The sequence below is a fragment of the Microbaculum marinisediminis genome, from assembly GCF_025397915.1.
Taxonomy (GTDB): Bacteria; Pseudomonadota; Alphaproteobacteria; order Rhizobiales; family Tepidamorphaceae; genus Microbaculum; species Microbaculum marinisediminis.
This window is the reverse complement of record NZ_JALIDZ010000007.1, coordinates 1-12693: the sequence shown is the minus strand read 5'-3', so window position 1 is coordinate 12693 and position 12693 is coordinate 1. Positions and strand designations below refer to the sequence as shown.

General features: G+C 67.9%; 14 protein-coding genes and 1 tRNA gene. 4 read left to right on the top strand and 11 right to left on the bottom strand.

The features are described from left to right. Nucleotides 1-21: 21 nt before the first annotated feature. From ugpB to MUB46_RS15505, 4 genes are all read right to left on the bottom strand, one after another. Nucleotides 22-1359 (bottom strand): sn-glycerol-3-phosphate ABC transporter substrate-binding protein UgpB, encoded by a 1338-nt coding sequence (gene ugpB, locus MUB46_RS15520; RefSeq protein WP_261616852.1) that lies wholly within the window; start codon nucleotides 1357-1359, stop codon nucleotides 22-24. Nucleotides 1360-1545: 186 nt separating this feature from the next. After that, nucleotides 1546-2934 (bottom strand): sensor histidine kinase, encoded by a 1389-nt coding sequence (locus MUB46_RS15515; protein ID WP_261616851.1) that lies wholly within the window; start codon nucleotides 2932-2934, stop codon nucleotides 1546-1548. Beyond that, on the bottom strand, nucleotides 2931-3596 hold the full coding sequence (locus tag MUB46_RS15510) for a response regulator transcription factor (protein ID WP_261616850.1): 666 nt from the start codon (nucleotides 3594-3596) through the stop codon (nucleotides 2931-2933). The genes MUB46_RS15515 and MUB46_RS15510 overlap by 4 nt, the downstream gene beginning before the upstream one ends. Next, nucleotides 3596-3943 (bottom strand): PepSY domain-containing protein, encoded by a 348-nt coding sequence (locus tag MUB46_RS15505; RefSeq protein ID WP_261616849.1) that lies wholly within the window; start codon nucleotides 3941-3943, stop codon nucleotides 3596-3598. The genes MUB46_RS15510 and MUB46_RS15505 overlap by 1 nt, the downstream gene beginning before the upstream one ends. A gap of 139 nt (nucleotides 3944-4082) precedes the next feature. Between MUB46_RS15505 and MUB46_RS15500 the strand changes: the two genes are divergently transcribed. Both MUB46_RS15500 and MUB46_RS15495 read left to right on the top strand, forming a co-directional pair. After that, nucleotides 4083-4370, top strand: a complete 288-nt coding sequence (locus MUB46_RS15500; RefSeq protein WP_261616848.1) for a PepSY domain-containing protein — start codon at nucleotides 4083-4085, stop codon at nucleotides 4368-4370. Beyond that, complete coding sequence (locus MUB46_RS15495; RefSeq protein ID WP_261616847.1) at nucleotides 4370-4936, top strand: cytochrome b/b6 domain-containing protein; 567 nt, start codon at nucleotides 4370-4372, stop codon at nucleotides 4934-4936. Before MUB46_RS15500 ends, MUB46_RS15495 begins: the two co-directional genes overlap by 1 nt. 121 nt (nucleotides 4937-5057) lie before the next feature. On the opposite strand, the gene hpf is transcribed toward MUB46_RS15495, so the two are convergent. After that, entirely contained in the window at nucleotides 5058-5636 is a 579-nt protein-coding gene (hpf, locus tag MUB46_RS15490; protein WP_261616846.1) for a ribosome hibernation-promoting factor, HPF/YfiA family, read from the bottom strand. Between the two features lie 232 nt (nucleotides 5637-5868). On the opposite strand from hpf, the gene MUB46_RS15485 reads away from it, so the two are divergent. Beyond that, nucleotides 5869-6690, top strand: coding sequence for a CoA transferase subunit A (locus MUB46_RS15485; protein ID WP_261616845.1), 822 nt, complete (start codon nucleotides 5869-5871; stop codon nucleotides 6688-6690). A 2-nt stretch (nucleotides 6691-6692) separates the two neighbouring features. After that, nucleotides 6693-7433, top strand: coding sequence for a CoA-transferase (locus MUB46_RS15480; RefSeq protein WP_315902747.1), 741 nt, complete (start codon nucleotides 6693-6695; stop codon nucleotides 7431-7433). Between the two features lie 96 nt (nucleotides 7434-7529). Here MUB46_RS15480 and MUB46_RS15475 read toward each other — a convergent pair. The 6 genes from MUB46_RS15475 to MUB46_RS15450 form a co-directional block, all read right to left on the bottom strand. Continuing rightward, nucleotides 7530-7605 (bottom strand) — tRNA-Ala (locus MUB46_RS15475). A gap of 77 nt (nucleotides 7606-7682) precedes the next feature. Next, nucleotides 7683-8432 (bottom strand): M48 family metallopeptidase, encoded by a 750-nt coding sequence (locus tag MUB46_RS15470; RefSeq protein ID WP_261616844.1) that lies wholly within the window; start codon nucleotides 8430-8432, stop codon nucleotides 7683-7685. Between the two features lie 376 nt (nucleotides 8433-8808). Then, nucleotides 8809-9225, bottom strand: a complete 417-nt coding sequence (locus MUB46_RS15465; protein WP_261616843.1) for a DUF2852 domain-containing protein — start codon at nucleotides 9223-9225, stop codon at nucleotides 8809-8811. Between the two features lie 161 nt (nucleotides 9226-9386). Next, entirely contained in the window at nucleotides 9387-10706 is a 1320-nt protein-coding gene (locus MUB46_RS15460) for a polyhydroxyalkanoate depolymerase (protein WP_261616842.1), read from the bottom strand. Between the two features lie 238 nt (nucleotides 10707-10944). After that, nucleotides 10945-11784, bottom strand: coding sequence for an ABC transporter permease (locus MUB46_RS15455; protein WP_261616841.1), 840 nt, complete (start codon nucleotides 11782-11784; stop codon nucleotides 10945-10947). A gap of 48 nt (nucleotides 11785-11832) precedes the next feature. Beyond that, the gene (locus MUB46_RS15450; RefSeq protein ID WP_261616840.1) at nucleotides 11833-12624 is read right to left on the bottom strand and encodes an ABC transporter ATP-binding protein; all 792 of its coding nucleotides are present in this window, start codon (nucleotides 12622-12624) and stop codon (nucleotides 11833-11835) included. Nucleotides 12625-12693: the final 69 nt, after the last annotated feature.

Below are 12693 nucleotides of genomic sequence, written 5' to 3'. Positions count from 1 at the left end.
CCGCCGCTTTTTGGGGTTGCTCTAGGAGTTCTGGTCCTGGAACTCGCGCAGCAGCTTGTTGCCGCGCTCCACGGCCGCGTCGAGCGCCTCCTCGGCGCTCTTCTTGCCGGCCCAGACCTCTTCCAGTTCCTCGTTGATGACGTCGCGGATCTGGACGAAGTTGCCCAGGCGCAGGCCGCGCGAATTCTCGGTCGGCGGATTGAGGTTCATCTGCAGAACCGAGATGTCGGCGCCGGGGTTCTTCTCGTAGTAGCCCTGCGCCTTCGACAGTTCGTAGGCGGCGGTGGTGATCGGCAGATAGCCGGTCTCCTGGTGCCACCAGGCCTGCACCTCCGGCGAGGACAGGTAGGTGAAGAACTTCGCCGCACCCTTGTAGGTCTCGTCGGAATGGCCGGTCAGGGGCCACAGCGTCGCGCCGCCGATGATCGAGTTCTGCGGCGCGCCGGCCGCGTCGTCGTAGTAGGGCAGCATGCCGACACCGACCTCGAAGTCCTTGGCGTTGGCGCGCACGCCGGCGAGCGAGGCCGAGGAGTTCATGTAGATCGCGCATTCGCCGGAATAGAACTTCGGCGCGGGATCCGAGCGGCGTCCGCCGTAGTCGAAGATCTTCGACGTCTGCCACTCACCCATGTTGGCGACGTGTCGCTTCTGCAGGTCGCCGTTGAATTCGAGCACGACGTCGGTGCCGCCGAAGCCGTTGGCCTTCGAGGCGAACGGCACGTTGTGCAGCGCCGAGAAGTTCTCCAGCTGCACCCAGGACTGCCAGCCCGTGGTGAAGCCGCAGGAGGCCGCACCCGACTCGATGATCTTCCTGGAGAACGCCTCGATGTCGCCCCAGGTCTTCGGCGGGGTGTTCGGGTCGAGGCCGGCTTTCTCGAATGCCGTCTTGTTGTAGTAGAGGATCGGCGTCGAGGAGTTGAACGGCATCGACAGCATGTTGCCGTCGGTGTCGGTGTAGTAGCCGACGACGGCCTGCAGGTAGGCCTTCGGATCGAACGGCTCGCCCGCCTTCTCCATCAGCTCGTAGACCGGATAGACGGCGCCCTTGGCGGCCATCATCGTGCCGGTGCCGACCTCGAACACCTGCACGATCGCCGGGTGCTCCTTGGCGCGGAAGGCGGCGATCGCCGCCGTCATCGTCTCGGTGTAGTTGCCCTTGTAGACGGGCGTGACCTTGTAGTCCGACTGCATGGCGTTGAAGTCGCCGGCGATCTTCTCGACCTTCTGGCCGAGCTCGCCGCCCATGGCGTGCCACCAGACGACTTCGGTGGCGGCGTTCGCCGAGCCGGCTGCGAGCGTCGCGCCGGCAACGGCAAGCCCCGCGAGCGCGGACGTTCCGGCGGTCCGGAATAGGGTCATGGAGAGCCTCCTTATGGATCCGACGCCGGGAACGGCGCCCTGAGGAGGCTGGCGGTATCACCGCCATCTGACAGTCGGATTACGGTTCCATGTCGGCGCCGTGACACCCCTTGGCGGCGCCAGGATCTTCGGCTCGGCCCTGGCTCGGGCCCTGACGCAGCGTGTGACGCGGCGTCGGTTTGCCGGTCAGCCTGCCGCCGGCGCCGGGAAGCGCAACGCCGCCCGCAGCCCGCCCGACGCGGCCGTGCCCAGCGTCAGGTCGCCGCCATAGGCCTGCGCGATCTCGGCGACGATGGCCAGGCCAAGGCCGCTGCCCGAGCGGCCCTGCCCCGGCCCGGAGACGTCGAGCCGCTCCCAGCGCCGCAGCACCGTCTCGCGGTCGGCCTCGGGAATGCCGGGGCCGTCGTCCTCGACGACGATCGCCGTGCCGTCCGCGTCCGGCGCGACGGTGACGGCGATGCGCCCGCGCGCCCACGTCACCGCGTTGTCGGCGAGGTTGCCGAGCGCCTCGTAGAGGTCTTCCGGGTCGACGGCGAGGCGCGTGCCGGGGGGAACCGCGATGTCCCACTGGATGCGCTCGCCCGCCGGTGTGCGGGCCAGCGCGCCGGCGACGCGGCGCACCACCGGCTCGACGTCGATCAGCGCCGACGGCCGGTGGCTCAGCCGCGCCACGGCGATCGCCCGCTCGACATGGCGGCGCATGGTGCCGGCGATCTCCGCGAGTTCGTCGGCGGCCTGGTCGTCGCCGCCCGCGCGCACCCGCTCGGCATGGCTCGACAGGACCGTAAGCGGCGTCTTCAGCCCGTGCGCCAGGTCGGCGGCGCGGGTCCGCGCGCGCTCGATGGTGGCGTCCTGGGCGTCGAGCAGGTCGTTGACCTCGTGGGCCAGGGGCACCACCTCGGCGGGAAAATCCGACGGCAGCCGCGCCGTCTCGCCGGAGCGCACCGCGCCGATGGCGCGGCGCACCGTCTCCAGCGGCTTCAGCCCGAACTGGATCTGCGCCCAGGCCGCCGCCAGCAGCACCCCGCCGAGCAGCGCCAACGACAGCGCGAGTTCGCCGGCGAAGGCGCGGGTGGCCCGCGTCACCTCGGCACGGTCGACGGCGACCGCGATGCGCAGGTCGCGCAGGCCCGCTCCGGTATTGCTAGCGCCGGGTTCGTAGGAGACCTGCCGCTCGCGGACGATCAGCGTCGCGTCGCCCGGCCCCGGCCGGACATGGCGGTGCACCGCGCCGTTGCCCAGCGCGTCGGCCGGCAGGTCGAGGGTCTCGTCCCACAGCGAGCGCGAGCGCAGCAGCGTGTCGCCGTTTTCGTCGCGGATTTCCCAGTAAAGGCCGGACAGCGGCGTGGTGAAGCGCGGATCGGCGGGCGGACGGGCCAGCGTGACGGCGCCGTCGGCGGCGATGGCGACGTTGCCAGCAAGCTGGTTCAGGTAGGTCTCCAGCTCGGCGTCGACGCGGCGCGAGACGTGGCGCTCGAACAGCAGCGCCAGCCCGAGCCCGGCGATGATCAGCGCCACGGCGACCCAGATCGCCGCGCCGGCGAACAGCCTGAGCCTGAGCGAGCGGCCGCTCACCCGGCCGCCTCCGGCACCATGTAGCCGAAGCCGCGCCGCGTCTCGATCAGGTCGACGCCGAGCTTCCGCCGCACGCGCCCGACCAGCACCTCGATGGCGTTGGAGTCGCGTTCGAAGTCCTGGGCGTAGAGATGCTCCGTCAGCTCCAGTTGCGAGACCACGCGGCCGGCGTGGTGCATCAGATAGGACAACAGCCGGTACTCCTGCGGCGACAGCGCCAGGGGCACGCCGTTCACGCTGACCTTCATCTGCCGCGTGTCGAGGCTGACCGGCCCGTTGGTGAGGATCGGGCTCGCCTGCCCCGCCGAGCGCCTGAGCACGGCGCGCAGCCGCGCCACCAGTTCCTCCATCCGGAAAGGCTTGGGCAGATAGTCGTCGGCGCCGGCGTCGATGCCCTCGACGCGCTCGTGCCAGCTGCCGCGCGCCGTCAGCACCAGGACGGGAAAGCGCTGGCCGGCCTCGCGCCAGCGCTTCAGCACCGACAGGCCGTCCATGCCGGGCAGCCCGAGATCGAGCACCACGGCGTCGAACGCCTCGGTGTCGCCGCGGAACCAGGCCTCCTCGCCGTCGGCCTCGCGGCTCACCGCGTAGCCGGCGGCGCTCAGCGCGGCGTCGACGTCCCGGGCGATCCGGTCGTCGTCCTCGACCAGCAGGATGCGCATCAGTCGTCCCGGTCCGGCAGGATCCTGGCCGTGGCCGCGTCGACATAGATCTCGTGCAGCCGGCCGTTGCCGTCGATGACCTTGAACTCGTAGAGCCAGCGGCCATCCTCGCGATCGAACTCGATCTCGAGGATTTCCCCGGGCAACTGGCCGGCGACCGTGGCGATCACCTCGGCAAGCGGCAGCGCCTCGCCGCGCTTGACCGCCGCCCACGCCGCATCGTGGTCGTCGTCTTCATGGTCCCTGTCCCTGCCCCGGTCGCTGTCGGCGAACGCGCCGAATGGCATCGCCGGCGCGGCCGCGAGGACCGCGGACAGGAACAGGACTGAAAGGCTGTGTCTGATCATCGCCCGAACCTGCCGTGATCAAGCTGACAAAACGCTGACAAGGCCGATCAGCGGTCGGTCAGCGAGGCTCCGGTATCTCCTGTCGACAACGGCGATGACGCCGCTGGAACCGAAGTCGAAACCACGATTGGAGATAAGCATGAAGCGCAATGTCCTGAAAGCCCTGGCCCTGTCCGCGATCCTCGGCGCCGCCGCCGCGCCGGCCTATGCCAGCGATGACGCGGATTGCGGCAACACGCCGCGCGACCAGTGGATGAGCATGGACGCGGCGAAGGCCAAGGGCGTCGAGATGGGCTACGAGGTCCGCAAGGTCGAGGCGGACGACGGCTGCTACGAGCTCAAGGTCATCGACAAGAACGGCGCCCGGGCCGAGCTCTACCTGCACCCGGTCACCGGTGCGGTCGTCCAGCCCAAGGACGACGACTGATGTCCGACGCCACGGCAGTGGGCACCGAGGTCGGCCGCGAAACGCGGCCGGCCGACGTGCGTGTCTGGGACCCGCTGGTCAGGATCTTCCACTGGACCCTCGTCGGCGGCGTCCTCGTCGCCTATGTCAGCGGCGACGAGTGGGACCGGCTGCACATCAATGTCGGCTACGGCATCGCCGCGCTGATCGCCTTCCGGCTGGTCTGGGGCGTGGTCGGGTCGCGCCATGCCCGCTTCAGCGATTTCGTCTACCGGCCCTCGCGGGTGCTCGGCTATCTGCGCGACACCATGGCGTTCCGCGCCAGGCGCTACATCGGCCACAATCCGGCCGGCGGCGCGATGGTGGTGGCGCTGCTGACCATGATCGCCATCATCTGCAGCACCGGCTTCATGATGACGACCAATGCCTACTGGGGCGTGAAATGGGTCGAGGAAGTGCACGAGATCGCCGTCAACGCGACGCTGGTGCTGATTGTCGCCCATATCGCCGGCGTGCTGATCGCCAGCTGGGAGCATGGCGAGAATCTGGTTCGCGCCATGGTGACGGGCCGCAAGCGGGCCGAATAAGCAGGTGGGCCGAATGAGCGGGCGACCCGGTCGAGCCAGTCCCAGGTACCGGGTCAGCTCTTGAGCAGATGAGCGGGCGCACGCGCGCCACCCGGCGCGCGAGCCCCGCGGTCCGCTGCTCTTACGGCTTGTCGACGAACTTGAGGCCGCCGACGGGGCGCACGGCGCTCGCCTGCGGGCCCTTCTCGCCCTCCCCGGAATGAACCACAAGCTCGACCGTATCGCCGAGCGACAGCGTATCGAAGCCGTTGCCGACGACGCTGTTGCGATGGAAATAGACCAGCCGGCCGTCGGTCATGGCGATCTGGCCGAAGTCGCGGTCGGGATGAAGCTCCTCGATCCGGCCGGCCAGCGGCGCGTCGTGCACCTTCACGTCGGCGTTGGCCTTCTGCTTCCACTTCTTGAGCTGGCGCTCCATCGCGTCGAAGGCGTCGCGGATCGCCACATAGATGTCCTCGTGCGCATGCACGTTGCCGGGCTTGTTGTTGACGGTGAGCTCGGTGCCGGGCACCCGCACCTCGATGCGGATCTCGTAGAGGTTGCCCTTGGTGTGGTGCTTGTGCGGCGCCTCGATCTGCACGTGGCAACTGGTGATGCGGTCGTAGAACTGCTCCAGTCTGCCAACCCGCTCACGCACGCGCTTTTCGACGAATTCCGAGGGGTCCATGTTGCGGAAAGCGATTTCGACGGGAGTTTCCATTGCGACGCCTCACTTCGATTCGTTGATACACCGGACTATCGTCGCAGCGGCCGTTTCGCCGCTGCATTGACCTAGATTAAGCACGGACTGCGGCGGCGCAAAGGTGGTGCGACATTCGGCGTTTGCCCGGCCGCCGCGCGGGTTGCTATCCTTCGCCGCAAGCGGTTGCCGCCCCGCCCCCGGGACGTCCGGGAAAGTCCGGGGGACGCCCGCGGGGAGTTCTGGGAAGCCCATGACGCAGATCCTGACTTCGGCCGATGCGCTGGTCCGGCTCGTCCCGGACGGGGCCAAGATCGCCGTCTTCAAGGATAGCGGCATCCCGATGGAGATCGCCCGCGCGCTCGTTCGTCGCGACGCCCGGGGCCTGCATCTCGTCACCGTGCCTACGTCGGGCGAGTTCGCCGACATGCTGATCGGCGCCGGGTGCGTCTCGGTAATCGAGACAGCCGGGGTGTCGCTCGGCGAGTTCGGCCCGGCGCACGCGTTCGTCCGCGCGGTGAAGGCCGGCGCGATCGAAATCCGCGATTCCACCTGTCCCGCCGTCTATACCGGCCTGCAGGCGGCCGAGAAGGGCATTCCGTTCATGCCGATCCGCGGCCTGATCGGCTCCGACCTGCTGGGCGTCCGGCCCGACTACAAGGTGATCGGCAATCCCTTCGCCGACGACGACCCGATCGTGGCGATCCCCGCCATCCGGCCGGACGTGGCGGTGATGCACGTGCCGCTCGCCGACCGCTTCGGCAATCTGTGGATCTCGCGCGCGCACGAGCTGAAGATCCTGGCGCACGCCTCCGTCCTGACGCTGGCAACCGCCGAGGAGATCGTCGACGACAACCTCGCGCTGGACGAGACGCGCGCGCCCGCGCTCATTCCCGGGCATTCCGTCGCCGCCCTGGCGCCGGCGCCCAACGGCGCCTGGCCGATGGACCTGCCGGGCCGCTACGCCGCCGACACCGGCCACCGGCGCGCCTATGCCGACCGCACCCGCACGCCCGAGGGCATGGCCACCTACCTGCGCGAGGTCGTGTTCGGCGAAACCGTGGCGGCCGAATAGCCGTGGCGGCGCAATTGGGCGATATCCTGATCGAGGAGATCATGATCGCGGCGATCGCCCGCAAGCTTCAGGGCTGCGGCCACATCGCCGTCGGCGTCTTGTCGCCGATCCCCGGCTCGGCGGCGCTTCTGACCCGCGCGAGAGCCGGCGCCCGCGTCTCGATCATCGGCTCCACCCACCCCGATTTCCGCACCGACGGCGGCGTCGACCTGTTCGACAGTGCCGGCCAGGGCCGAATCGACGCGTTTTTCCTGAGCGGCGGCCAGATCGACGGGCAGGCCAACGTCAACCTGACCGGCATCGGCGCCTATCCCGAACTCGACGTGCGCTGGTCCGGCGCCTTCGGCTCGGCCTATCTCTATTTCATGGTACCGCGCGTCATCCTGTTCCGCGCCGAGCACAGCCGCCGGGTGTTCGTGCCCAAGGTCGATTTCATCAGCGCGCCGGGGGTCAGCCCCGCCAACGTGCACCGTCCCGGCGGCCCCCACGCGCTGGTGACGAACCTGTGCGTCATGCGCTTCGACCGCGCGGCGGGCCGGTTCACGCTGGAAAGCGTCCATCCCGGCCATACGCTGGAAGAGGTCCGCGACAACACCGGCTTCGATTTCGACGCGGCCGCCGACCTGGCGCAAACCCCGCTGCCCCACAGGGAAACGCTGGCGCTTATCCGCGGCACCGTCGCCCGCGACATCGCCGGGCCCTATCCCGAGTTCGCCCGCGCCGTGCTCGGCCACGCCGCCTGAGGCGCGTCACCCGTGACGGGGCGCGTTACCGGAAGAAGGCGAAGGAAAAGAAAGGGCGCGGCGGAAGGGGGGCATCCAACAATCTGAGGGGTTGGATGGTGGAGCCAGGGGGAGTCGAACCCCCGACCTCTTGAATGCCATTCAAGCGCTCTCCCAACTGAGCTATGGCCCCAAAGGGTTCGCGCCGCGCCGAGGTCGTTTAAGACAATCCCCACCCGAACGCAATAGCCGCGCGCCGTCGTGGCGAAATTACCGCGTCCCGTAGCGAAACAGGGTCGCCCCGTGGGCCTTCAGCCAGGCCTCCGCCTTGGGCGTTTCCGGCGCGATGCGTTCCAGCGTTCGCCAGAATCGCGGCGAATGGTTCATTTCGACGAGATGGGTGACCTCGTGCGCCGCCAGATAGTCAAGCACCAGCGGCGGCGCAAGGATCAGCCGCCAGGAAAACGACAGCGTGCCGTTGGCCGAGCACGAGCCCCAGCGCGAGCTCTGGTCGCGGATGGCGATGCGCTTGGGCTTCACCCGCAGCCGCGCGGCATGGGCAAACACCGCCGGCTCCAGGTCGGCGCGCGCCTCCTTCTTCAGCCAGTCGGTGACGCGGCGGGGGAAATGCGCGATCTCGCCGGGCACCCGAATCGCCGTCAGCCCCGTCTCCGCGTCGCGCCCCTGCGCCTGCACGAGGCCACGCAAGGCCCCGGTATGACGCAAAACGTGCGGTTTTCCGCGAAAGGGGATCTCCGCTCCATCCTCGAAGAGAACAAGGCCGGGCATGCGTTTCAGCCGCTCTCGCAACCAATCGGTCTGGGACCGGGCGAAGTCCAGGCCTCTCTGCAGGCTTCCGCGCGGCGGAATCACCAGAAGCGGCTCGCCGGTGGCGTGCGACAGCCTCAGCGTGTAGCGCCGCGCCCGCGTCGAGCGACGAATCGCGATGCGGACCGCCTGCCCGTCGATGACGATGTCGAAACTCTCTACGGGATCGATGATACGAGGACGTTGAGGCATGACCGACGCCGATGACCACCCATTTCATATAGCGTCCGGTCCGGCGGAAGTCCCGATGAAATCGACGCCGGCTGAGCGCCAATTCGGTACGCCGGAGGTATCGCCGTGAAAACAGGGAGTTCCGGTCACCTATTGAAAGGATTTGTTAAGACTTAAGGCGGCCGCGCCGCCCGTGTCCGATCCGCCGATCCACCGGTGATTCGCCCCTGATTCGCGGCGACGACCACCGCGGGGGCCGCCGCGCGCGAGCGGCTGCCGGGTTAGGCGGGTCGTCGTTTCGGTGCAAGAAAGCAACAAGGCCGGCGCCCCGTCAGGGCCGCCGGCCTCCGGTGGAAGATCCCGGTCGTCGGCCGGGCCGTCGGACGGGATGTTTCGCTCAGGCCATCGCGCCGGCGGCGTCGGGAGCCGAGTCGGACCGCTTGCCCTTCTTGGGCGCGCCGCTCTTGGCCGCGCCGCGGCGTTCGGCCATGAACCGGTCGAATTCCTCGCGGTCGCGCGCCTTGCGAAGGTCGCGCATGAATTCCTGGAAGTCCACGGCTTCCTTCTCGATGCGCTGGCGTTCGGCCTCGAGCCGGTCCAGCTCGGCGCGGCGATACTCCTCGAAGGCCTCGTTGCCGGTCGAGCCGCGCACCGTCATGCGGTGCTGGCTTTCGTCCCACCAGGCGATCATCCGGTCGCCCCAGATGATCCAGGCGAGCATGGCGAGCCCGAGGGGCCACCAGACGATGAAACCGATGACCATCAGCGCAATGGTGAGCGGCGACCAGGCCGGTCGGATCGGAAAGTTTTTCACGTGACCCTCCAGAGGCGTTGGAATTCAGTATCCCAAGTGCCTTTTCGACGTGGGAAGGTCGGCGGTCCGATTCAAGATCGGACCGCCTGAAAAACCGGCAAACAATTGATATTACTTGGCTTATTTTTGTCTGTTACGACCGGAGCCCGGCCGTGGAACCGCTATTGGGCGGTTCGGGCCTTGCCGTTGCCGTTGCCGCGGGATTTCGCCGTCGCGATCTTCTTCGGCGCGGGCGCCCGCTTGACGACGATGCCGTTGTTGGAGCGGATGAAGTCGGCGATGCGCGGCGCGATCTCGGCGCGGAACCGCGAGCCGTTGAAGACGCCGTAATGGCCGACCTTCGGCTGCACGTAGTGCACGCGCTTCTCGTCCGGGATTGACGGGCACAGCCTGTGTGCGGCCTCGGTCTGGCCGAGGCCGGAAATGTCGTCCTTCTCGCCCTCGACCGTCATCAGCGCGGTATTCCGGATCGCGGTGGTGTCGACCGGATTACCGCGATGGACCATCTCGCCCTTCGGCAGCGAGTGCTCGATGAACACGGTATCGACGGTCTGCAGGTAGAATTCCGCGGTCAGATCCATCACCGCCAGGTATTCGTCGTAGAAATCGCGGTGTTTTTCAGCCGAATCGCCGTCGCCCTCGATCAGGTGGGTGAACAGCTCGTGATGGGCGGCGACGTGGCGGTCGAGATTCATGCTCATGAAGCCGCCGAGCTGCAGGAAGCCGGGATAGACGTCGCGCATCACGCCGGGATGCGGGAACGGCACCTTCATGATGACGTTGCGCCGGAACCACTCGAGGTCGCGTTCCTCGGCGAGCCGGTTCACCGCGGTCGGATTGACGCGGGTATCGATCGGGCCGCCCATCAGCGTCATGGTCAGCGGCGCGTAGGGGTCGTTGCGCGTCTCCATCAGCGCCACCGCCGCCAGCACCGGCACCGACGGCTGGCACACGGCCATCACGTGGGTGTCGCCGCCAAGCACGTGCAGCATGTTCTGGACGTAGTCGATGTAGTCGTCGAGATCGAAGGTGCCCTGGGCCATCGGCACCATGCGCGCGTCGATCCAGTCGGTGATGTAGACGTCATGGTCGGGCAGCATCGCCTCGACCGTGCCGCGCAACAGCGTCGCGTAGTGGCCGGACATCGGCGCGACCATCAGAAGCTTCGGCCCGGGGTCCTTGCCACTCGGCAGTGCCTTGGTGAAGCGGATCAGCCGGCAAAACGGCCGTTCCCAGACGATATCCTCGCGCACGGGCACGCGCATGCCGCCCATCAGCGTCGTTCCGATGCCGAATTCGGGCTTGCCGTAGCGGCGGGTGACGCGCTCGAACATCTCCATCATGGCGGCGACGCCGCGACCCATGCTGGTGTGGGTCAGGGGATTGAGCGGATTCTTGTAGTAGAGCCGGGTGGCGTCTGCTACGGCGCGTGCCGGCGACAGCGCGGCGTGCGTCAGTTCATACCATTGGTAATACGACATACCTGTTCGGATCTCCCGATCATAGATCCGCGTTTCGCCCCGTTTCGCACCCGCATTATTTTGATGCCATTTCTTAGGTGCAGTGCGAAACGCTAGACCTTGATGGTGCGAATAGCAAGTATGCCATTGGTGGTGTTTACGATCAGTTAACCCTAACGAAACGTTAACGCCGCTCCGGCGCGGCCCGCGCGGAAGCGCCCGCGGCCGGGTCTTGCCGGTGCGTCCTCACTCCCCGGGCTCACTCGCCGAGCTGCAGGATCGAGCCCGCGCGTCTTCCCGCATCGAACAGGCGCAGGAACGCGAAGAAGCCGAGCCCGAAATAAAGCAGATTGAGCGCCAGCGCCTTGACCATCATCCCGGCATGGAAGGTGTGGTCGATCATCAGCGCCCGCATGCCCTCGAACACATAGGTCGGCGCGAGCGCTAGCGATATCCATTGCAGCCATTCCGGCAGCACGCTGACCGGATAGTAGACGGCGGTGAGCGGCAGGAGCAGGAAGGTCGCCGACCAGGCGAGCCCCTCCGCGCCCAGGCCGTAGCGCAGGATCAGGCCCGATACCGCAAGCCCAATGGCCCAGCTCGTCAGGAACAGGTTGACGAAGAACGCCACCAGGGCGAGCCCGAGTCCCCACAGATTGAAGCCGAAGAAGGCGACCGCCATGATCGACACCGGGACGAGGCCGATCGCCAGCCGGATCACGCTCATGGCCATCAGCGCGGCGGCGAACTCGGACGGCCTCAGCGGCGTCACCATCAGATGGCCCATGTTGCGCGACCACATCTCCTCCATGAACGAGATGGAGAAGCCGAGTTGGCTTCGGAACAGGATGTCCCAGAGCAGGATGGCGCCGATGAAGGTGCCGCCGATCTGGGCGAAATAGCCCGACTTGTCAGACAGATAGAGCTGCAGGAAGCCCCACATCAGCATCTGCACGGTCGGCCAGTAGACCAGGTCGACGACCCGCGGCCACGAGCCTTTCAGCAGGTAGAGGTAGCGCAGCACCATGGCACCGGTGCGCGCCGGCGAGACGGACCGGTAGGGCGGGGCGGCGAAATCCGGGCGGGTGGACGCGTCCATGATGTCTTCTCTACCGTTTGGCCGTGCCCGGGACGTTCCGGTTCCAGGTCATTGTGCCGCCAGCCCGGTGCCGCGGGCGACGTCGAGGAAGACATCCTCCAGCGTCGCGCGGCCGTAGCGGGCGACCAGCGCGTCGGGGGCGCCGTCGTCGACGATGCGGCCGGCCTTCATCATCAGCACCCGGCCGCACATGCGCTCGACCTCCGGCATGTTGTGCGAGGCCAGCAGAATGGTGGCGCCGCGGCGCTTGCGGTAGCCCTCCAGATGGCCGCGCACCCAGTCGGCGGTATCGGGATCGAGCGAAGCCGTCGGCTCGTCGAGGAGCAGTAGTTCCGGCTTGTTTATCAGCGCCTTGGCGAGGCTGACCCGCGTCTTCTGGCCCGCCGACAGGCGCCCGCACGGCCGGTCCAGCAGGTGCGAAAGATCCAGGTCCTCGGCGAGCGCGGCGATCCGGTCGCGCAGGCGATCGAGCCCGTAGAGCCGGCCGAACACGGTCAGGTTCTGGCGCACCGTCAGCCGCATCGGCATGTCGACATATGGGCTCTGGAAATTGATCCTGTGCAGCACCCGGTGGCGGGCACGCAGCATGTCGACGCCGAGCACCCGCACCGTGCCGGAGGTCGGCAGCACCAGGCCCATCAGCATGGCGATGGTGGTGGTCTTGCCGGCGCCGTTGCCGCCGAGCAGGCCGGTCACCGAGCCGGGCGCGATGGTCAGCGAGATGCCGTCGACGGCGGTGACCTCGCCATAGCGCTTGGTGAGCCGGTCGACCGCGATGGCGGCGTCGCCCGCCGGCGCGGACCCGCGCGTGCCACTCGTCCCGGTCGATCTGGTGTCCATGGCGCGTGTCCGGTCGGTGCCGTTGCGGTCGCGAATGCGTTCCCACGTCGATTCGCGACCGCACCTTGG